Origin of the sequence: Streptomyces sp. NBC_00239 (assembly GCF_036194065.1) — a bacterium.
GTDB lineage: Bacteria > Actinomycetota > Actinomycetes > Streptomycetales > Streptomycetaceae > Streptomyces.
In genome coordinates this window covers 758,341-777,148 of the sequence record NZ_CP108095.1, presented here as the reverse complement: position 1 = coordinate 777,148, position 18,808 = coordinate 758,341, and the positions used below count along the sequence as shown (strand labels likewise).

General features: G+C 72.1%; 17 protein-coding genes. 8 read left to right on the top strand and 9 right to left on the bottom strand.

The genetic code is table 11. From position 1 onward, the window contains the following. Window positions 1-62: 62 nt before the first annotated feature. The 5 genes from OG764_RS03515 to OG764_RS03495 form a co-directional block, all read right to left on the bottom strand. Entirely contained in the window at window positions 63-374 is a 312-nt protein-coding gene (locus OG764_RS03515) for a hypothetical protein (RefSeq protein WP_328966890.1), read from the bottom strand. After that, complete coding sequence (locus OG764_RS03510; protein WP_328966889.1) at window positions 346-924, bottom strand: RNA polymerase sigma factor; 579 nt, start codon at window positions 922-924, stop codon at window positions 346-348. The genes OG764_RS03515 and OG764_RS03510 overlap by 29 nt, the downstream gene beginning before the upstream one ends. A 212-nt stretch (window positions 925-1,136) precedes the next feature. Beyond that, window positions 1,137-1,667, bottom strand: coding sequence for a GNAT family N-acetyltransferase (locus OG764_RS03505; RefSeq protein ID WP_328966888.1), 531 nt, complete (start codon window positions 1,665-1,667; stop codon window positions 1,137-1,139). Window positions 1,668-2,078: 411 nt separating this feature from the next. Continuing rightward, complete coding sequence (locus OG764_RS03500) at window positions 2,079-3,119, bottom strand: vWA domain-containing protein (protein WP_328966887.1); 1,041 nt, start codon at window positions 3,117-3,119, stop codon at window positions 2,079-2,081. Window positions 3,120-3,233: 114 nt separating this feature from the next. Next, on the bottom strand, window positions 3,234-4,124 hold the full coding sequence (locus OG764_RS03495; RefSeq protein ID WP_328966886.1) for a DMT family transporter: 891 nt from the start codon (window positions 4,122-4,124) through the stop codon (window positions 3,234-3,236). Window positions 4,125-4,209: 85 nt separating this feature from the next. On the opposite strand from OG764_RS03495, the gene OG764_RS03490 reads away from it, so the two are divergent. Continuing rightward, window positions 4,210-4,866, top strand: coding sequence for an HAD family hydrolase (locus OG764_RS03490; RefSeq protein WP_328966885.1), 657 nt, complete (start codon window positions 4,210-4,212; stop codon window positions 4,864-4,866). A 179-nt stretch (window positions 4,867-5,045) separates the two neighbouring features. Continuing rightward, window positions 5,046-5,963 carry an SMP-30/gluconolactonase/LRE family protein gene (locus OG764_RS03485; protein ID WP_328966884.1) on the top strand — a complete coding sequence of 306 codons (918 nt, stop codon included), beginning with the start codon at window positions 5,046-5,048 and terminating at the stop codon, window positions 5,961-5,963. A gap of 76 nt (window positions 5,964-6,039) precedes the next feature. Here OG764_RS03485 and OG764_RS03480 read toward each other — a convergent pair whose 3' ends face one another. Together OG764_RS03480 and OG764_RS03475 are read right to left on the bottom strand one after the other, a co-directional pair. Next, window positions 6,040-8,136 carry a calcium-binding protein gene (locus OG764_RS03480; protein ID WP_328966883.1) on the bottom strand — a complete coding sequence of 699 codons (2,097 nt, stop codon included), beginning with the start codon at window positions 8,134-8,136 and terminating at the stop codon, window positions 6,040-6,042. A 349-nt stretch (window positions 8,137-8,485) separates the two neighbouring features. Then, window positions 8,486-9,613, bottom strand: a complete 1,128-nt coding sequence (locus OG764_RS03475) for a serine hydrolase domain-containing protein (protein WP_328966882.1) — start codon at window positions 9,611-9,613, stop codon at window positions 8,486-8,488. Window positions 9,614-9,830: 217 nt separating this feature from the next. Here OG764_RS03475 and OG764_RS03470 point away from each other — a divergent pair, with 217 nt between their 5' ends. From OG764_RS03470 to OG764_RS03450, 5 genes are all read left to right on the top strand, one after another. Next, window positions 9,831-10,415 (top strand): DUF4396 domain-containing protein, encoded by a 585-nt coding sequence (locus OG764_RS03470; RefSeq protein ID WP_328966881.1) that lies wholly within the window; start codon window positions 9,831-9,833, stop codon window positions 10,413-10,415. Between the two features lie 365 nt (window positions 10,416-10,780). Next, on the top strand, window positions 10,781-11,206 hold the full coding sequence (locus OG764_RS03465; protein WP_328966880.1) for a subtilase-type protease inhibitor: 426 nt from the start codon (window positions 10,781-10,783) through the stop codon (window positions 11,204-11,206). 239 nt (window positions 11,207-11,445) lie between these two features. Beyond that, on the top strand, window positions 11,446-13,512 hold the full coding sequence (locus OG764_RS03460) for a SpoIIE family protein phosphatase (RefSeq protein WP_328966879.1): 2,067 nt from the start codon (window positions 11,446-11,448) through the stop codon (window positions 13,510-13,512). Between the two features lie 162 nt (window positions 13,513-13,674). After that, a complete protein-coding gene (locus tag OG764_RS03455) occupies window positions 13,675-14,472 on the top strand; it encodes a class E sortase (RefSeq protein ID WP_328966878.1) in 798 nt (265 codons plus the stop codon). A 367-nt stretch (window positions 14,473-14,839) separates the two neighbouring features. Next, complete coding sequence (locus OG764_RS03450; RefSeq protein WP_328966877.1) at window positions 14,840-15,376, top strand: CAP domain-containing protein; 537 nt, start codon at window positions 14,840-14,842, stop codon at window positions 15,374-15,376. A 49-nt stretch (window positions 15,377-15,425) separates the two neighbouring features. Here the strand turns inward: OG764_RS03450 and OG764_RS03445 are convergent, their stop codons facing one another. Then, window positions 15,426-16,793 carry a pyridoxal phosphate-dependent decarboxylase family protein gene (locus OG764_RS03445; protein ID WP_328966876.1) on the bottom strand — a complete coding sequence of 456 codons (1,368 nt, stop codon included), beginning with the start codon at window positions 16,791-16,793 and terminating at the stop codon, window positions 15,426-15,428. A 243-nt stretch (window positions 16,794-17,036) separates the two neighbouring features. On the opposite strand from OG764_RS03445, the gene OG764_RS03440 reads away from it, so the two are divergent. Beyond that, entirely contained in the window at window positions 17,037-17,573 is a 537-nt protein-coding gene (locus OG764_RS03440; protein ID WP_328966875.1) for a hypothetical protein, read from the top strand. Window positions 17,574-17,584: 11 nt separating this feature from the next. Here OG764_RS03440 and OG764_RS03435 read toward each other — a convergent pair whose 3' ends face one another. Further along, window positions 17,585-18,349, bottom strand: a complete 765-nt coding sequence (locus OG764_RS03435; RefSeq protein WP_328966874.1) for a hypothetical protein — start codon at window positions 18,347-18,349, stop codon at window positions 17,585-17,587. Between the last annotated feature and the right edge of the window lie 459 nt (window positions 18,350-18,808).

Genomic DNA, 18,808 nt, shown 5'->3' with positions numbered 1-18,808 from the left:
CGGCCCGGCCGGGGCGCCCCGGGCCCGCTCTCGGCCACACCGCCCTCCGCTGCCCCCCGCTGCTACAAGGAGAGCGATTCGGCCGGCCGCTCCCGGTGCGTCCGATCCGCGACGGCCAGCGTGCACTGGCCGTCCTCGCAGCTCCGCTGCAACCGGCCCCGCGAGACGGTCTGGATCAGCCCGATGGTCCAGCACATCGGGCAGCCGCGCAGAGCCAGTACGCCGACCGGCAGGAGGAGCAGGCTGACCGGTCCGGTGAGCGGAAGGAGCGCCACCGAGCCGATCAGGCCGCCGAAGCCGACCAGGCCCCGGACGAGGTGGCGGGGCAAGGACGCACTCGCGAAGTCAGGGCCGTCGGCCTTGGTCGTTGTCATGGCTGCCTCCAAACGCAGGTTCGGGTGTGACACGGAGGGACTGCTGAACCGCCGTACGGGCGCGGTGCAGACGCGATTTCATGGCGGCGGTACTGAGGCCGAGCGCGTCGGCGACCATGCGTCCGCTGTGGCCCTGGATGTCCCGCATGATCAGTACGCGGCGCTGCTCGGCCGGCAGAGCGGCGATGGCGGCCGCCACCGCCCCCGCCTCGATGCGCTCCAGCACCACGTCCTCGGCCGAGCGCTCGGCGGTATCCGGCAGCGGCGCGTGGACCCGCGACGTCCGTGCGCGCCGCAGGCACTCGTTGCGGACGATGCGGAACATCCACGACGCGAGCGCGCCGGACGCCCGTAGCATCCCGATCTTGCGATAGAGGATGATCAGGGCTTCCTGGGCCGCGTCCTCGGCATCCTCCGGAGTGGCGCAGAGCGAGCGGGCGAACCGCCGCACGTTCGGGTGCGAGCCCGACACCAGCGCGGTGATCGAATCGACGTCGCCCCGCTGGGCGGCGACCACCAGCTGTTCACCCGGCCACGACGACTCAGCCACGGGCGTGCTTTCGCTTGCGCAGGACGACGTAGCTGCACGTGCAGAGCAACACGGCTCCGGCGGCGATGGCGATGACTATGAGCACGAGGACCTCCTGAATCCCGTCCCGACGTTCGTCGGCACATGTATAGGAGATCCGGACCCGCCGAAAGGATTCGCCCCGCGCCCACAAAAGTTGACCGACTTGCGCGGGGCCGTTGCCGGGCGCGCCGTCAGTCCACCCGACGGGCCAGTACCTGTCCCGGCCAGGACCCGGACAGGAACGGCTCGGTGGGGGTGAAACCGTTGCGCTCGTAGAAGGCGACCAGCTCGCCCCCGCCGCCTGCCCAGCAGTCCACTCGCAGGAGTGCGACGCCGGCCTTTCGGGTTTCCTCGGCGGCGTGGGCCAGAAGGGCCGCGCCGATCCCGAGGCCGGCGTACCGCCGGTGGGACACCAGCAGGCGGACGTACCGTTCGGGTTCCCCGGCGGGGGCGATGGGCATCTGCGGGCTGGGCCCGGAGTCCAGCACCAGGGCTCCGACGGGTGTGCCGTCCCACTCCGCCACGTACGGGGTGTTCTCGGTCGTGTACCGCTCCACCCGTGTCACCCCGCCGGGCTTCTGCGAGTACGGAGTCGTGCCCCATTGCTCGGTGTTGCCGCGAGCGTTCATCCAGGCCACCGCGGAGTCGAGCATGTCGAGAATGGCCGGTGCGTCGGCCGGGCCGCCTGGTCTGATCCGTATGTCGTGCGTGCTGTCGTTCACGGCGGCAGCATAAGCAGGGCCCGACGCATCGCACTTCGCCCCTTCTTCAACGAGCGCCGCCGCGCCCTCGCACGGCGGGCGGTCGACGCGCCCTGGCCGGCGCGGCCCCGCGCCCGTCAGGCCGTGTTCCTCATCCCGTGTTCCTCATCCCGTGTTCCTCTGACCGTGGTCCTCAGACCGTGTTCATCAGGATGATGGCCGCGAGGTCGAGGAGGATCACGGCGATCACGATCCCCACCGCCACCCAGGCCCTGCGCGATTCGTCCATGCGTAGGAGCCACCTCCCGGCTCGGGCGCGCTGCCGCGCGCGGGCCCGACGGCCTCACGCGAGGCTCGCCGGCCCTCCCGCCATGATGACGCGCTTGCCCGCGGGCCACATCTCGACGCCCGCGGGCCGCCGTCATCGGCGCGTCAGGTCATCAGCAGGAGGCGCGTGCTCGGGACCAGCTTCCGGTTCACGCTGGTGCTCTGCACGAAGATCGTGAAGTCGTCGTTGTGGTCCGGCTTGACCCGGACCTCGGTGTCCGGCAGGCCGAGCAGTGCCCGGGCCTCCGGGCCCGAGTACACCCGGTCCGTCTTCTTCTCCAGCACCGCGATCTGCTTCCGCGCCTGGATCTTCTCCGACTTGCTCAGCTGATAAAACGCGCAACCGGTGCGGTACGTGTGCCCGCATTCGACGATCCAGTCCCGGATCGCCGCTTCGCGGGCGACGGGAAGCAGCTGGTATTCCGAAGAATTCACCGGGGTGAGACCGGCCGCCTTGATGGTGTCCTTGTTGATCGCGTCCGCGCCCGTGGAGAACACCGCGCGCGATCCCCGGATTCCCTTGGTGCGGCCCACCATGAATTTCTCGGTGGCCTCACGGATGACCTGCCCGGCCTCTTCCAGACCCTGCGTGCTCGTGGCGTCCCAAATGGCGATGTTGTCCTTCGGGAAACCGCACTGCATGGCTTCGCGCTTGCCCATCTGGTCCGGCACGAGGACGGCCAGGGTCCAGTTGTCGTCCTGAGTGTCGATCATCGTCGAGACGGCCTGCACCAGTTCGGCCGGGTTCCTGGCGGGGGCGCCCGGGCAGCGGTGACTCGCGTTCTCCTGCCCGTCGGTCAGCACGAACGTCAGGAAGCTGTGGTCGCCGTACAGTTGAGCCGTCTGCGCCAGCTCCCGCTGCGACTTCAGCGTGGCCGCGAGCAGGGCCGTCATGCCGCCGACCCGGTACATCTGCCGGAGGGACGGCATGCGCAGCACGTCCTTGTCGTAGATGACGCATTCCACCTTGTCGGCGAAGACGTACACCGTGACGCGCGTTTCCTGGTCCAATTCCTGCGAACGCCGAGCCAGATATGCGATCTGCTGATCGGCGACGTCGACGACCTTACGGCTCAGGTGCGACATCGACGAACTGGCATCCAGCACAAGAGCAACGTGATTGATGTAGTTCTGGTTTCCGGACATGGCCGCTCCCCGTCGTTCCGACTTGATACTCCTACCTTCGCACCCACCACTGACAATCGATCCTGGCCGCAGGACCGGCCGGTCCCGGCAATCGCGGAGGAGGCTGACAACGCCTCAGGATCCGGCCGCTCCTGCCTCCGATCCGGCTCCTGCTCCGGCTCCTGCTCCGGCCCGGGCGAGGGCGAAAACCCCGGCCGCTACCAGGGCGACGCCCAGCAGTTGGGGAGCCAGCCACCAGCCCGCCCGTACGTGTTCCTCGTACAGCAGCACGCCCAGCAGCAAGCTGACGCCCGCGTCGCCGAGGGTGAGCGCGGGCTGGGAGGCGACCAGCGGGCCGCCCTGCATCGCGTGCTCGAGCAGGAGCAGCGCACAGACGCCCGTCGCGCCGAACGCGTACGTCTGCCAGGTCGTCAGGAAGGCGCCGAGCCCGCCCTCGTCGAGGATGTGCATCGAGGACTTCATCAGGCCGGCGGTTAGCGCGTAGCAGATCGCGGTCGCCGCGCCCAGGCACCCGGCCCGGGCCCGGCCGGGGGGCCGCCGCAGCCCCGCCAGCGCCAGGGCCGCCACGGCCGCGGCGCACAGGACGAGTGCGGGAACCCAGCGGTCCACGGGCACGTGCGTACGGTTGCCCGCGGGCGAGGCCGCCACCAGCGCCAGGCCGAGCCCGGCCACCACCGACGCCACCGCCGCCCACGAGGCCGCGCCCAGTCGCTGCCGCACCAGCAGCGACGCGATCAACAGCGCCAGGGGCAGTTCCAGGACGAACAGCGGCTGCACGAGGGACAGCGGGCCGGTCGCCAGCGCCACCGCCTGCCCCACCCCGGCCGCGATCACCGCCAGGATGCCCGCGACCCACACCGGCCGGCGCATCAGGTCCAGGATCAGACCCGGACGGAATCCCGAGGACTGCGGGACCGTCAGGGCGGCACGCTGCTGCAGCACCGTGGCCAGCGCGTTGCTGAGCGCGGCGAACAGCGCGCACACGACCGGCAGCACCATGCCCATGCCCCGATCCTCGCCCGGTGCCCACCCGATCCGCGCCCCGGCGCGCGCGACACGCCTCGCAGGTGACGCTGCCTACGCTGCGGGGATGATCAATCCGACGGAACTCGTGATATTCGACTGCGACGGCGTGCTCGTCGACAGTGAGCGCATCTTCGTGCGCCTCCAGGTCGCGCTCGGCGCGGAGCTCGGCTGGCCGCTCACGCACGGCGAGGCGATCGATCGCTTCGTCGGCCGCTCCAGACGGTCGATCACCGAGCAGATCGCCGCGCGGCTCGGTGACGAGACCGCCGGCATCTGGTGGGACCGGCTCGTCCACGGGCACCGGGAAGCGGTCGAAGCGGAGCTCGCTCCGGTCGAAGGGATCTTCGAAGCGCTGGAAGGCCTGGCGGCGATGGCGCTGCCGATCTGTGTGGCGTCCAACGGTCGTCACGAGAAGGTGCGTCAGTCGCTGCGCCGCACCGGCCTGTACGAGCGTTTCGCCGGCCGGGTCTTCAGCGCCACGGACGTCGCACGGGGCAAGCCGGCCCCCGACCTCTTCCTCCACGCCGCCGAGCGGATGGGCGTGGATCCGGCGGCGTGCGCGGTGATCGAGGACAGTCGGTCCGGCGTGGCTGCGGCCCGCTCCGCCGGCATGCGGGCCTTCGGCTACGCCGGCGGCCTGACGCCCGCCGAGTGGCTGGCCGGGCCCGGGACGGTCGTCTTCGACGACATGAGGGAACTGCCCGTACTGCTCGTGCGGTAGGCCGGGACGGCATCCCCGCATCCCCGCATCGCGGCGTCACGGCCCCTCGGGACCACAGCAGGCGCGGCGGCCCGAATCCGTTCACCAAAGGACTTGCATCGGCCATACCTCATCCTGCAATACTCATGATCAGCAAGATGTTGTTCAGGGACGCGCAGCACGACCGAAGGAGTACGGACATGGCCACCGGCCGCCCCGAGCTGTACGAAGTGCTCGACGACAGGTTCCGCACGGAGAAGTGCGCCGCGGGCGATCTGCAACTGGAGACCATCCACGTGGGTTCCCGCTGGGCGGAGGGGCCGCTGTACATACCGGCCTGGCGCCAGCTGATCTGGAGTGACATCCCGAACGACCGGATGCTGCGCTGGGACGAGACGACCGGCGCGGTCAGCGTCTTCCGCTCGCCCGCCGGGCACCCCAACGGCAACACCATGGACCGTCAAGGCCGTCTGATCACCTGTGAGCAGGGAAACCGCCGGGTCACCCGCACCGAACACGACGGCTCGATCACCGTGCTCGCCGACCGCTACCAGGGCAAGCGCCTCAACAGCCCGAACGACTCGACCGTCAAGTCCGACGGCTCGATCTGGTTCTCGGACCCGGACTTCGGGCTCGGCAGCGACTACGAGGGCGTACGCGGCGAGCCCGAGATCGGATCCACCAACGTCTACCGGATCGACCCCGACACCGCCGAGGTCCGGCTCGTGGCCGACGGCTTCAGCGGGCCCAACGGCCTGGTCTTCTCCGCCGACGAGCGCGAGCTCTACGTCTCCGACAGCCGGGCCAACCGCATCCGGGTCTTCGCCGTACACGAGGACGGCACCCTCTCGGACGGCAAGGTGTTCGCCGAAGGGAGCGGGGAGAGCCGCTTCGACAACATCCGCTTCGACGACCGCGGTCACCTCTGGGCCGCCGCCATGAACGGCGGCGTGCACTGCTACGCCTCCGACGGGACCCTGCTCGGCCGCATCCTGGTGCCCAACATGGTCTCCAACATCCGCTTCGGCGGACCGCGCGCCAACCGCCTCTTCATCACCGCGAACGACACGCTCTACTCGCTGGTCATGGGCGTCAAGGCGGCCCCGGTACCGGCCTGACCACCACGGACGCGGGGGCCGGGCCGGCGGTGCCGGACGGGTGGGTGCCGGACCGATGGTCCGGCGCGGGGTGCGGTCAGGGGCAGCTGATGCGGGTGTCGCCCGGGTCGGTGGTGCAGGTGTCGGAGTTCATGCCGCCGTTGGCGGTGTCGTTGGCGCTGATGCCGTCGGTGGTGGTCAGGCGGTCACTGCCGTAGTAGCCGGTGAGGGTGTCGTTGCCCGGGCCGCCGGTCAGCGTGTCGTCGCCGAAGCCGCCGTCGATGTTGTCGTTGCCGGGCCCGCCGTGGACGGTGTCGTTGCCGTAGCTCGCGCGGACGGTGTCGTTGCCGCTGAGGGCGCAGATGACGTCGTTGCCGAAGCCGCCGTTCAGGGTGTCCGCGCCGCTGCTGCCGATGATCGTGCAGCCGCGGGAGTTGTTCACCGAAGTCGACGCGCCGGCGCTGTTGTCGGCGGGGTTCGGGTCCTGCGGTGTGGCGGTGACGGACGCGCTGTTCGTCAGGGTGCCGGTGGCGCGTGGTTCGGCCGTCACCGTCACCGTGGCGCTCGTGCCCCGCGCGAGGCTGCCGAGGGAGCAGGACGCCCCCGTGGCCGTGGTCGTGCAGGTGCCCTGCGACGGGACCGCCGACAGGAGGGTGCCGCCCGCTCCCGAGAGGGTGTCGGTGAGGGTGACGCCCGTAGCGGTCGCGGTGGACGTCGCGGCGTTGGAGACCCGCACGGTGTACGACGCCTGGTCGCCGATGCTCACGGTCGTGGTGCCGGTGTTCGTCACCGACAGGTCCGCCGCCGGCGGGGGCGGCGGCGGGGTGCCGGCGCCGCCTTCGTAGCGGGCGATGCCGAAGGCGCCGAGCCCGGCCAGGCCCGCGGCCACGATCTTCCCGTCGGGCTGCGTCAGCAGGCCCCGGATCTCCTCGCCGCCCAGCATGCCGGTGTACACCCGGCCGTCACCGCCGCCGAAGCCGGTGTCCAGGCTGCCGCTCGGCAGGTACCGGGCGAGGGCGAAGTCGGAGGCCTCCTGGCTGTCCGGGTCGTCGGCCGTCCCGCCTACGAGGATCCTGCCGTCCTGCTGGAGCGTCATGTCGTACGCCACGGCCGTGCTGAGGGGCCACACGGTGGTGACCCGTCCTCCGGTGCCGAAGGCGGGGTCGGGGGCGCCGCCGGAGGTGAACCGGGCGAGGGCGAAACCGGTGTCGGTCGACCCGGCGGCGACCACCGCGCCGTCGGACTGGACCGCCACGGCCCGCCCGAAGTCCGTGCCGCCGAAGTTCGCGGTCGCCATGCCGTCGCCGCTGAAGGACGTGTCGAGGCTGCCGTCGGACAGGTAGCGGGCCACCCCGAAGTCGAAGGCGGTGTTGCCCACGTAGCCGACGGCGACGAACCTGCCGTCCGGCTGGAGCGCCAGGCCGGTGGCCTGGCCGCCCGCGTCGCCGGGGAAGGCGGGCGGGAAGCCCGCCACCACCGTGCCGTCCCCGCCGAAGGACGCGTCGGGACTGCCGTCCGGGTTGAGGCGGGCCAGCGCGAAGCCCGCCCCTCCGCTGAGGCCCACCGCGAGGATCCTGCCGTCCGGCTGGACGGCCAGGTCGGCGGCGCCCGAGGCCCCGCCGAACGCCTCGACGCGCGCCAGCCCGCCCGAGCCGAAGCCCTGGTCGAGGGTGCCGTCGGGGAGGTAGCGGGCGACGGAGAAGAAGCAGCAGCCGCCGCCTTCGTCCACCACCTCGGTACGGCCGGCGACCACGATCTTCCCGTCGGAGGGCTGTACGGCCACCGCCTCGGCCTCGTCGTCGCCCCCGAAGTCACTGGTCACCCGGCCGTCGCCGCCGCCGAATCCGGTGTCGAGGCTGCCGTCGGCGTGGTACCGGATCAGCGCGATGTCGAACGGTACGCCCGGTCCCGTGACCCGGCCGGCCACGACCAGCTTGCCGTCGTTCTGCCGGGCGACATCGAGCCCCTCGGCGTAGTCCCACGGCCCGGGGTCGTCGGGGAAGTACGTCTGGACCTTGCCGCTGCCACCGGCGAAGGCGGGGTCCGGGTCGCCCGGGGCCGCCAGCGCGGTGCCGGGCAGTGCCAGGACGAGCGCCAGGGCGCCGGCGGTCGCGGCAGCCAGGACCGTGGCGGCCCTCCCGCCGCCTCGTACGCGGCGGCGCCGCTCCGGTGGTCTGGGGTGCGAGCGGATCATGGGCGTACGTACCTCCGATGCGCGACGGGCAACGAGCAGGCAGTAGCTTCGGGCCGGACCCGCGCCGGGCCGCCGCGGCACGGGCCGCGATGCGCCCTCCGAGGGCGCGGATCCACCCCGGTGGGCGAACTGCGGGCGGTCGCAGGGCCGCGGACGGGGCCCATGTCCGCGGCCCGGGATCCGTCGCCCGCGGCGGGACCTCGTCCGCGGTCCGGGACCGCTGCCCGCGGCCGCGGGACGGTGGCCGGTGGAGCTCCCTCGTGCTTGAGGCGCCGGATGCCGGGGACGGCCCCGCGCAACCGAACGTGAAGCCATGAGCGCGTAGCCCGGACGGTGCTCTTCCGCGTGGTCAGCCGACGGTAGGGGTGCCGGGTTCCGGGCGGAGGGTGTCCTCGACCGCGTCGGCGAGGCAGGTGACGCGGTCGTGGTTGTGCAGGCCGCGCGTGACGTAGGCGAGCGAGTAGCCGTGCGCGGGGGAGTACCAGGCGCAGCTGCCTCCGATGCCTCCCATGCCCGTGTCGCCGTTCTCGTCGATCTTGAATCCGAGGGACCAGCGGACGTGATCGCGCAGGAAGGCGTCCGTGCCGGTGGCGGCGGGGGTGAAGAGGTGGGACCGGAGTTCCGGGCCGAGGAGTCGCGCGATGTGGCCGTCGGGCCGGCCGAGGTCGTCGTAGAGGCGCGCGAGCGAGGCGGCGTCGGTGATGAGTCCGGTCGCGCCGAACGGGGTCTGGTGCCACGTCGGGCTGCGCAGGGTCTCGGTGTCGAGGAGGGCGGCGGGGCGCAGCAGGGCGGCGCGGCCGAGCTCGTGTCCGAGGTAGGGGTCGGTCCACGTGGTGCCCATGGGCTCGGGTTCGGCGACCAGGGGGAGTTCGTGCGGGTGGACGCCGAACCTGAGGCGTGCGCCGAGGAGGCCGGACAGGGTCTCCGTGTACGCGCGGACCGAGGGGGCGCCGGCCGCGGCGAGGAGGCCGTCGACGAGATGGCCGTACGTGGAGGCGTGTTCGACGATGTCCCGGCCCGGCGCGGTCAGGGGTTCCATGGCTTCGAGGTCGTGCACGAGCGCGGCGTGGTCGCGGGGGTCGAGGCCGGCAGCGGCGGGCGAGAACGTGTGCTTGCCCGAACGATGGCTGAGGATCATGCGCAGGGTCGTGGCGTGGTCCGGCGCGTCGCGATAGGCCGGCCAGTGTGCGGTGACCGGGTCGTCGAGACCGAGGTGGCCGTCGGCGACGGCCCCCAGCGCGGCGAGCGCGACCAGCGGCTTCCCGGTGGAGAAGACCTGGACGAGGGTGTCCGCGGTCCAGGGGGCCGTTCGTCCGAGGTCGGCGCTGCCGCCGTGCACCACGAGGCTGGGCTCCCCGTGGCGCCATATCGCCAAGGAGCCGCCGGGCTCGCGTTGCGTGGCGACGAGCTCCCGGAAGAGTGCGACGACCGGCTCCCAGTCCCGGTTGGCGTGTTCGATACGGACGGCAGTGGGCATGGGGGTGTCCCGCATCTGTGAAGGGGGCGCGCGGCTCCGGGCGGAGCCCCTCTGGCCAGCGATCTTGACATGATCTCCGGGCCCGCGCCCGGCCTTTTCTCCCGGCCTTCCCGTTCCCGGCTGCCGCAGCCTCGCGGAATACCCCTGGGGGGTATATGGTTTTCGGTGTGGGGCTCCGGCAGCGGGGTCACACTGGACGGGAATGGGGATGACGGTCATGGATCACAGCGCACACCACACCGGCACCGCGCACGACCACGCAGGGCACGGGTCGCACGAAGGCGGTGCGGCGCACCAGGCGAACGAAGGCCCTGAGGTGCGTGAGGCGCACGAAGGACACCACGGCCACGCCGTCCACCGGATGGGCCCCGTGACCTGGGGGTCCGCCGCGAAGGCGACGCTGCACTGCCTGACCGGGTGCGCGATCGGCGAGATCCTCGGCATGGCCATCGGCACCGCGCTGCTGTGGGGCAACGTCCAGACGATGGTCCTGGCGGTCACCCTGGCCTTCGTCTTCGGCTATTCGTTCACCCTGTTCGCGGTCCGCAAGGCCGGCCTGGACTGGAAGGGCGCGATCAAGGTGGCGCTGGCCGCGGACACGGTCTCGATCGCGGTGATGGAGCTCGTGGACAACGGCATCATCGCCCTGGTCCCCGGTGCGATGGACGCCCATCTGTCCGACGCGCTGTTCTGGTCCGCACTGCTGGGCGGCTTCGCCGTCGCCTTCGTGATCACCATGCCGGTCAACAAGTGGATGATCGGCCGCGGCAAGGGCCACGCCGTCGTCCACGCCTATCACTGACCGTGCAGGGCGGAAGGGGAAGCCGCCCGGACGCGCCGCCCGGACGCACCGCGTGGACGTCCGGGCGGCCGTATCCGGACAAGCTGGGTGGCCGTTCGGTGAACCGCGTGCAGCGGAGGGCAGGTCAGCGGGGTCGGACGCGCAGGTCGCGGCCGGCCCCGCCCGCGTTCGCGCCGCGCCGGGCGGCGGCGGAACCCCTGCTGAGCTGGTCGAACGGCCATTTGATATCCGGTATCTGAACGCTCTGTCCGTAAAGCGGCCCTGGATATGCGGTGCGCCTTCGGCTCGGCCAGTCTGAGCTCGTCAGGACGCGGTATCGAAACCAAGTCCCGCGTTCCACCTTTGAATCGAAAGTGAGTTTTGTCGTGCGTCACCGCATCGCAGCCGTCTCCGCCACCGCACTCCTCTGCCTGACCGGCGCCACCGGCGTGGCCGCGGCCCAGCCCGCCAGCCTGTACGCACCGTCGGCCATGGTGTTCACCGTCGCGCAGGGCGATGACGCGGCCACGTCCACGGTCGTCCGGGCCACGACCCTCAGCTGCGCGCCGACCGCCCTGGGCACCCACCCCGACCCCGCCGCCGCCTGCGCCGCGCTGAACTCCACCGGCGGAGCGTTCGACCTGCTGGTGGCCTCCCCGAACCCGGACCGGGCGTGTCCGATGCACTACGACCCGGTCACCGTCACCGCCGACGGCGTGTGGCAGGGCTCCCGCGTGTCCTGGAAGTACACCTTCTCCAACGGCTGCGTCATGTCCGCGACCCTCAACGGCAGCGCCGTCTTCGCGTTCTGAGCCCACCGCGGCCCGCCCGCCGAAGCCCGCGCGCCGAGCCCGCCCACCGCAGCCCGCGCGCCGAGCCCGTACGCCGGGGCCGGGCCGCAGCGCCGGCCGGGAGGCGGTGCCACCCCGACCGGCAGACGATGGATCCGTACGGACGCGCAGTCCGTACGGTCCACCCGAGTGCCCCGAGCCCTGACGCGACCGCACCACGCAGGGGGCGACGAGGCCACGGCGGCGGGTACAGGTGCCAGATGAACGAGCGCATGCCGGTCGACGAACTGATCAGCGGGGCCGCGCAGGCTGCCGGCGGATGGCTCGGCGCCCTGCCGGTCGCGCTGATCGCCACCAGCGCGGACGGAACGGTCGTGCGCTGGAACCAGGTCGCGCAGGAACTGCTCGGCTACGCCCCGCCGCAGATCCTGGGCCGCAACATCGCCGACCTCCTCCATCCCGGAGCCGACCGCAGTCTGGGCCGCTCCCTCTGGGAGGCCGCGGCCACCGGGCGGGGCGTGATGGGCACGGTGACCGCCTGGCACCGCGACGGGCATCCCCTCGAAGTGGAGATCTGGGCCTCCCCGGTGTCCGACCGGCAGCACGGCACGGCGACCGTCCTGGTCTTCGCCGCCGACGCCCACGCGGCACGGCGCATCCGGGGGTCCTCGGCGGTGTGGGACGGCCTGTTCGCCCGCTCGCCCGTCGGCATCGCGATCCTCGACACGCAACTGCGGTTCCTCCAGGTCAACGCCGCTCTCGAAGCCATGAACGGGCTGCCGGAGTCGGCGCACGTGGGACGCCGCCTGGCCGAGATCCTCCCGGAGGTGAACGCCCACGAGATGGAGGAGGCCATGCTGCAGGTGCTGGCGACCGGACGGCCGGTCCTGGACCGCCGCCGGGTCGGCAGGACACCTGCCGCGCCCGACCGCGACCGGGTGTGGTCGTGCTCCTACGTACGGGTGGAGGACCCCGCCCGCATGCCGATCGGCGTCATCGCCTCCCTCGTCGACATCACCGAGCAGCAGCGCGACCAGGTCGAAGCCGAAGCGGCGCGGCGCCGCGTCGCGATGCTCAGCGAGGCCAGCATCCGCGTCGGCTCCAGCCTCGACCTGGAACGCACCGCGCAGGAACTGGCCGACCTCTCCGTGCCGCGCCTCGCCGATGCCGTCACCGTCGACGTCCTGGACGTGCTCGCGCAGGGCGACGAGCCGGGTAGCGGCCTGGCCGGCGGGGTCTCCCTGCGGCGCCTGGGCAAGGCCCCGCTGTCGGGATCCGCCGTGACCGACGTCCTCGCCCCGCTCGGCCGGACGCTCACCTTCCCCGCGAACGCCCCGTACACGCAGACCCTCGCGGACCGGCAGCCCTTCGTGGTCGCCCGGCTCGACGGGCAGAGCGTCGCCGCTGCCGCCCGGCACACCTCCAAGCCGGCCGAGCTGGTCGCCGTGGGGGTGCACTCGTTCGTGATGGCCCCCCTCGTGGCCCGGGAAACGGCGCTCGGCGTCGCCACCTTCTACCGCACCCGCCCGGCAGAACCCTTCGGCTCCGAAGACGTCACCCTCGCCGGCGAGCTCGCCGCCCGCGCCGCGCTCAGCATCGACAACGCCCGGCTCTACCACCGGGAGCACGAAACCGCCGTCATCCTCCAGCGCAGCATGCTCCCGCAGCACATCACCCCGCCGCCCGGCATCGAGGTCAGCCACCGCTACCTCCCCGCGAGCGACGTCAACGAGGTCGGCGGCGACTGGTACGACGTCCTGCCCCTGGCCGGCGGCAAGGCGGGCCTGCTCATCGGCGACGTCATGGGGCACGGCATCGGCGCGGCCGCGGTCATGGGCCGGCTGTCCGCCTCCGTCCGGGCGCTCGCGCGCCTGGACCTCCCGCCCGTACGCCTGCTGAACCAGCTGGAGGCCGCCCTCGACGACCTGGCCGAGCCGATGCTCGCCACCTTCCTGTACATCGTCTGCGACCCGGCCGCCGGACACTGCACCGTCACCCGGGCCGGACACCCGCCGCCCGCACACGTCCTCCCCGACGGCCGGGTCAGGCTCCTGGACACCCCGCCCGGCGTACCCCTGGGCGTCGGCGGCGTCCCCTTCACCCCGACCGAGTTCACGGTGCCTCCCGGCAGCCTCCTCGTGCTCTACACCGACGGCCTGATCGAAGCCCGCGACCGCGACCTCGACGCGCGGCTGGCCGAGCTGACGCACCTGCTCGCCGATCCGCAGCGGCAGCTGGACCACCTCTGCGACTCGCTGATCACCCACCTCGTCCCGGCGGCGGCCGACGACGACGTGGCGCTCCTGGTCGCCCGCATCGGCGGCTGAGCCGGGGAACTCGGTCGTGCACGCTCGTACTCGTGGCGCCATGGCCGACGTCACGTACCCGACCCCTTTTGTGCGAAAAGCGGCTCGGCTACCGTCGTTTTGCCCGATAGGTGCCGACCTCCAGGCCGCGGTACGACCGCCTGGCCCTCACTCTGGACTGCCATGCTGAGTCACCGAACCTTCTCCGCCGTGTTCGCCGCCGCCGTCGTGGCCGCGCTGGTCGGCTGTTCCACCGGGGCCGACGCGGCGAGTGGCGGCGGCGGTGCCAAGCCCGCCGCAGCCGTCTCCGCCACGGGGAAGACGGCCCCGGCCGTCGCCTCCCCGCCGGCTCCGCCCCACGCCGCTTCGTCCGCGAGCGTGAGCACCGGCTCGAGCGCGAGCACGAGCGCGAGTACGGGCGCGGCCCCGGCCGTCGCGAGCCATCGGCCCGCTGTGCTCGCCATCCCCGAGATCGGCCTGAAGGACCTGCGCGTCGTCCCGTACGAGGGCATCACCGACGACCGGGCCGGCACGCGCATCCAGGACCAGGGCTTCGCCGCCAGCCCGTACGGCGGCCAGGGCGCGGTGGGCCCCGGCGAGATCGGCAACTACCTCGTCACGGCGCACCGGCTCTCCGCGGGCGGGCCGCTGCGCGACCTTCCCTCCCTCGACGCCGGCGACTCCGTCTTCGTCACGGCGGACGGCGTCGTGTACGAGTACCGGATCACCGAAACCAGGAAGACCTCGTTCCGGTCGGAGCGCTCGCTGAGCGAGCAGCGGGCCGCGGTCCCGGGCAAGCCGGGGGTGAAACCCACCCGGGCGATGATCACGATCTCCACCTGCGCGACCCCCGAGGACAACGCGGCGGGCAACTTCTGGCGCGACGACCGCGGCAACCCCGAGCACCGCATCGACAAGGTGGGCGCCCTCGTCTCCACCCGCCCGGCCGCCGACGCGGCGAACGCCCCCTCCGGATCGTGACATGGATCACCCAGAGTGACCGCGTCACGGAAGGATTACGGCCGCTGGGCCCGTACGGCTATGTCGTGACATGGGTGCCGGGGCGGGCATTCCCCTTGCCCCCGAAATGACCGTCTCGGCAGCTGAGACGCCGAAGCGGAATCCCCTGATGGCGCCGCTTTCTGACGGATGATCAGCCGTCTCGGGTGCTCGCGTCCGCCACCGCCCTGCATGTCGACGCGTCCATTTCAAGCCGGGCCCAGCGCGGCGCGCGGCCCGCAGACTGCCGTGACTTGCCAGCTCGTTGAGGCGGTTCTAAGAATGGCGGCCCCGTCGGGCTCCAGCCGCTGGGGCGCCGATGCTTCGCGAACACCGAACGAGGTCACGCATGCAGAAGCACCGCAAGAACCCGCACTACAAGAAGATAGCCATCGGCGCCGTCACCCTCGGTGTCGTGGGCATACCCACCGCCATGGCGGGCCTGGGTACCCAGGAAGCGGGCGCTGCCCCTGTCGCCGCCCAGGCGGCCGCCTCCGCGACGCCCGCCCCCACCGCCGCCGAGCGCGTCGTGATCCTCGTCAACAAGGAGCGCGCCAAGGTCGGTTGCAGGGCGGTGAAGGTCAACAAGAAGCTGACGACGGCCGCCCGTAACCACAGCAAGGACATGGCCGCCCACCGCACGATGTCGCACACCGGATCCGACGGTTCCGATCCGGGTCAGCGCATCACCCGCGCCGGCTACCGCTGGCGCACCTACGGCGAGAACGTCGCCTACGGCTACACCACGTCGTCGAAGGTGATGGCCGGCTGGATGCACAGCCCGGGCCACAAGCGGAACATCCTGAACTGCGCGTTCAAGGAGATCGGCGTCGCCCGCGCCCAGCCGGGCAACTACTGGACCCAGGTCTTCGCCACGCGCCTCTGACCGGGCGCCGGGCCGGCCGGCAGCTCGACGGCGGCCCGCGCGGATCGGCTCAGGCGCCGCCGGAAGCGCGACGGACCGCGTCGAGCGTGCGGGTCACGTCCTCGTCGGTCGTCGACCAGTTGCTCACCGAGATGCGCATGACGCGTCGCCCGTGCCAGGTGGATCCGCTGATCCACGCCGTGCCGTCGTCGAGCAGCGCTGCCAGGACCCGTTCCGTCCGCGCGTCGTCGCCGAATTCTGCGCAGACCTGTGTGAACACCACGTCGTTGAGGACGGTCGCGCCGTCGATCCCGGCGATGCCGGCGGCGAACGCGGAGGCGTGGCGGCACAGCCGCTCGACGAGGTCGGCCACACCTGACCGGCCGAGCGACCTGAGCGCGGCCCATACGGTGAACGCCCGGCCGCGCCGCGAGAGTTCGGGGACCTTGTCGGAGGGGTCGCCGTGCTCGTGCAGGATGAGGTAATCACCGTGCAGGCCCATCGCCGCCCGGCCCGCGGACCGGTCGCGCACGATGGCGAGGCCGCAGTCGTAGGGGACGTTCAGGGTCTTGTGGGCGTCCGTCGCCCAGGAGTCGGCGCCGGCGCAGCCCGCCGTGAGGTGCGCGTACGCCGGGGAGGCGGCCGCCCACAGCCCGAACGCGCCGTCGACGTGCACCCACGCGTCCGCCTCACGGGCGGCGCGGATCGCCTCGGCGAAGGGATCGAAGGCGCCGGAGTGGATGTCTCCGGCCTGGAGGACCACGATCGTGGGACCCGGCCCGCCGGCCGCCAGCGCGTGCCGCAGGGCCTCGGGCTCGATGCGTCCTTGACCGTCCGCCTTGACCAGTTCGGGCTCGCCGAGCCCCAGGTAGCGCAGCGCCAGGTCGATGGACATGTGGCGGTCCTGCCCGGCGACGACGCGTAGGGGCGGCCCGCCCGCCAGGCCGTCGCGGGCGACGTTCCAGCCGGCCCGCCGCAGCACCGCGTCGCGCCCGGCGGCGAGGCAGGTGAAGTTCGCCATGGTCGCGCCCGTCGTGAAGCCCACGGCGCTGTCGCCCGGCAGGCCGAGCAGATCGAGCAGCCACGCGCCGGCGACCTCTTCCACCGCCGCGTACGCGGGCGAGGCCGCGCGCAGCACGCAGTTCTGGTCCCAGGCGCTGACCAGCCAGTCCGCGGCCAGCGCGGCGGGCTCGGTGCCGCCGATCACGAAACCGTAGAAGCGGCCGCCGGGAAACGCGGTCAGTCCGGGCTCACACGCCGTGGCGAGCAGGTCGACGACGTCGGCGGGCTCGCTGGGACCGTCGGGCAGCTCGACACCGAGCGCGCGCACGATCTCCTCGACCGAAGCGCGGGCGGGAACCCGGCGGTCGGACAGGCTCTCCAGCCAGTGGACGGCATGGCCGTAAGCCTGCCGGAGCGCTCTCTCGCGCGCGTCCATACTTCGGACTATGCGGGAGCCCCCGCCACCCCGCAACCCGCGACGCCCACGACTTCGCGCGGGCCGCGGCGGTCACGTCATTGATCAATCGAGCATGGGGGCGCCCCTCGGTGATCGCATGCGGACCGTTCGTACGTGGTCCGCCCTCAGGGGGCTTCATCCTGGTTTGCCAGACCCGCCGTTGATCGGGCGGCTAGCGTGGGAACGGGCCGCACCGCCTGCGCGGTCCCACGAGGAGGATCCGTGTCATCGCCCTGTGACCCCGCCTGCGCTCCCGCCGGCGACGTGGGTGCCGCGCTCATGCTGACCGACTCCCGGCTCAAGGCCGTCTACGACGGCACGCCCGACAATGACGCCGAACAGCAGCTGCTGACCGCCCAGTTCGCCGCCTCCTTGAGTCCCGGGGAGGCGCAGGACCTGCTGGACGGCGCGTGCACGCTCATCTACATGTTCATGCAGTGGCTGCGCATGGCGTACGAGAGCCACGACAAGGACGTCATCGAGTACGTCGTCCCCAGTCTGGTGGCCACGATGCGCATGATGCCCAGGAGCATTCGCCCCGAGGCCATCCCCACCATGGCAGGCCTGGTCATCGCCGCCGGTACCGACCTGAGCCCCAACCTCTGGCGCAAGCAGTACGGGGACTGGACCGAGGGCGAGATGAACCCCCTGGAAGCCACCGCCTTCCTGCTCGCGGAGCACATCAACCGGCTCACCGACGACCGCGCGTTCGCCACCCGCCTGATCACCGAGGCCCTGTCCAGCGCGGAACAGGACTGACGGCGCGCTGATCAGCGCAACCGGGCGGCCTCCGCCAGGGCGATGAGGACGCGCCGGGTCTTGCTCTCGGACTGCTCGGAGAGCGTCACTCCGCGGTCCCGCACGGCTTCCGTCAGCTTCCGCTGTTTGCGTTCGGCCCGCGCCGTGAATTCGTCGGCGTCCTCCCCGTCCTTGGGTTTCACCCGGACCGAGACCTCCAGGAACTCCAGACCGGCGGCCGACCACGCCTCCAGGTTCACGTCGAGGCCGTCGAGCGGGACGTCGTCGGCCTTGGTCGAGACGACCGGCCCCAGCGCGACCAGCTCGTCCGGCCCGTCCAGCCGGAGGGGAGGCGCGCACGCGTGCACGAACTGGTCCTGCACCGCGTCGATCGGCTCGCCGGGATCGGCCCCGGGCGCCACCGCTCCCAGCAGGGCCCCCGGCCGGTGAGCGTGCACCAGAGAGGCGGCCGCGACCCGCCCGGCCGCCGACCAGTCCTCCTCGATCCGGTAGGTGAACGGCTCCTCCTCGAAGGGGGCGGAGAACCGTCCGACCAGTTGCTCCCGCTCGCAGGGACGCAGCTTGACGGTCAGGTCGTCCGGACCGCCACCGGTCCTGAACCGTACGATCACCCCGCCCTCCAGGAGCGGCAACCGCCCCTGGGCGACGCCGTCGCGGACCTCCGCGAACCAGATACGGCGTGTCCGCAGGGCGCCGTTCGACCCGCGGAGGGCCGACAGCGCCGCCGCCACACCGCCTTCCACGTTGACCTTGATCTCGACCGGCAACAGGTCCATCGCGTCGCTCCCTCGCCCTTCCGAGTCGTGCCCCGACCCTGCGGCCACCTTCCGCGCCTCCGCCCGCCACCACGCGCGGCCCCGACATCGGACACGCGCTTTTCACCCGTCCGCCCGGCCGGACGGGGGAGCGCGGACGGGCCGTGCGGCATGGCGCCCACCGCCGCGAGCCGCGCGGCGGGCGAGGTGTGGCCCACCCGGCGCCGGAGTGGTCCGTGAGCGGTCCCCGCCCCCGAGCGACCCCGAGGCCGGCCTCTGCCGCCCCGGACGAGGACGTTCCGGGCGTACTGCGGCCGCGATCGGCCATCGGCTCCGCCCGCCGTTTGCGTCACGTTCACCGAGATTTCCGCTGTGCGGAGTGAACCCTTTTCGTCCCTCATCGCTCCAATGAGCCACTGTTACGCATGTTTTGAGAAGCTGTGGGGCTGTTCAAGCCAGTTTCCATGCAGAAAGGACTAA

Coding starts and splice junctions, on each gene's coding strand:
- OG764_RS03470 (WP_328966881.1), top strand. CDS start 9,831: ATGGATCACAGCGCACACCACACCGGCACCGCGCACGACCACGCAGGG.
- OG764_RS03480 (WP_328966883.1), bottom strand. CDS start 8,136: ATGATCCGCTCGCACCCCAGACCACCGGAGCGGCGCCGCCGCGTACGA.
- OG764_RS03475 (WP_328966882.1), bottom strand. CDS start 9,613: ATGCCCACTGCCGTCCGTATCGAACACGCCAACCGGGACTGGGAGCCG.
- OG764_RS03485 (WP_328966884.1), top strand. CDS start 5,046: ATGGCCACCGGCCGCCCCGAGCTGTACGAAGTGCTCGACGACAGGTTC.
- OG764_RS03445 (WP_328966876.1), bottom strand. CDS start 16,793: ATGGACGCGCGCGAGAGAGCGCTCCGGCAGGCTTACGGCCATGCCGTC.
- OG764_RS03435 (WP_328966874.1), bottom strand. CDS start 18,349: ATGGACCTGTTGCCGGTCGAGATCAAGGTCAACGTGGAAGGCGGTGTG.
- OG764_RS03500 (WP_328966887.1), bottom strand. CDS start 3,119: ATGTCCGGAAACCAGAACTACATCAATCACGTTGCTCTTGTGCTGGAT.
- OG764_RS03495 (WP_328966886.1), bottom strand. CDS start 4,124: ATGGGCATGGTGCTGCCGGTCGTGTGCGCGCTGTTCGCCGCGCTCAGC.
- OG764_RS03490 (WP_328966885.1), top strand. CDS start 4,210: ATGATCAATCCGACGGAACTCGTGATATTCGACTGCGACGGCGTGCTC.
- OG764_RS03450 (WP_328966877.1), top strand. CDS start 14,840: ATGCAGAAGCACCGCAAGAACCCGCACTACAAGAAGATAGCCATCGGC.
- OG764_RS03460 (WP_328966879.1), top strand. CDS start 11,446: ATGAACGAGCGCATGCCGGTCGACGAACTGATCAGCGGGGCCGCGCAG.
- OG764_RS03455 (WP_328966878.1), top strand. CDS start 13,675: ATGCTGAGTCACCGAACCTTCTCCGCCGTGTTCGCCGCCGCCGTCGTG.
- OG764_RS03515 (WP_328966890.1), bottom strand. CDS start 374: ATGACAACGACCAAGGCCGACGGCCCTGACTTCGCGAGTGCGTCCTTG.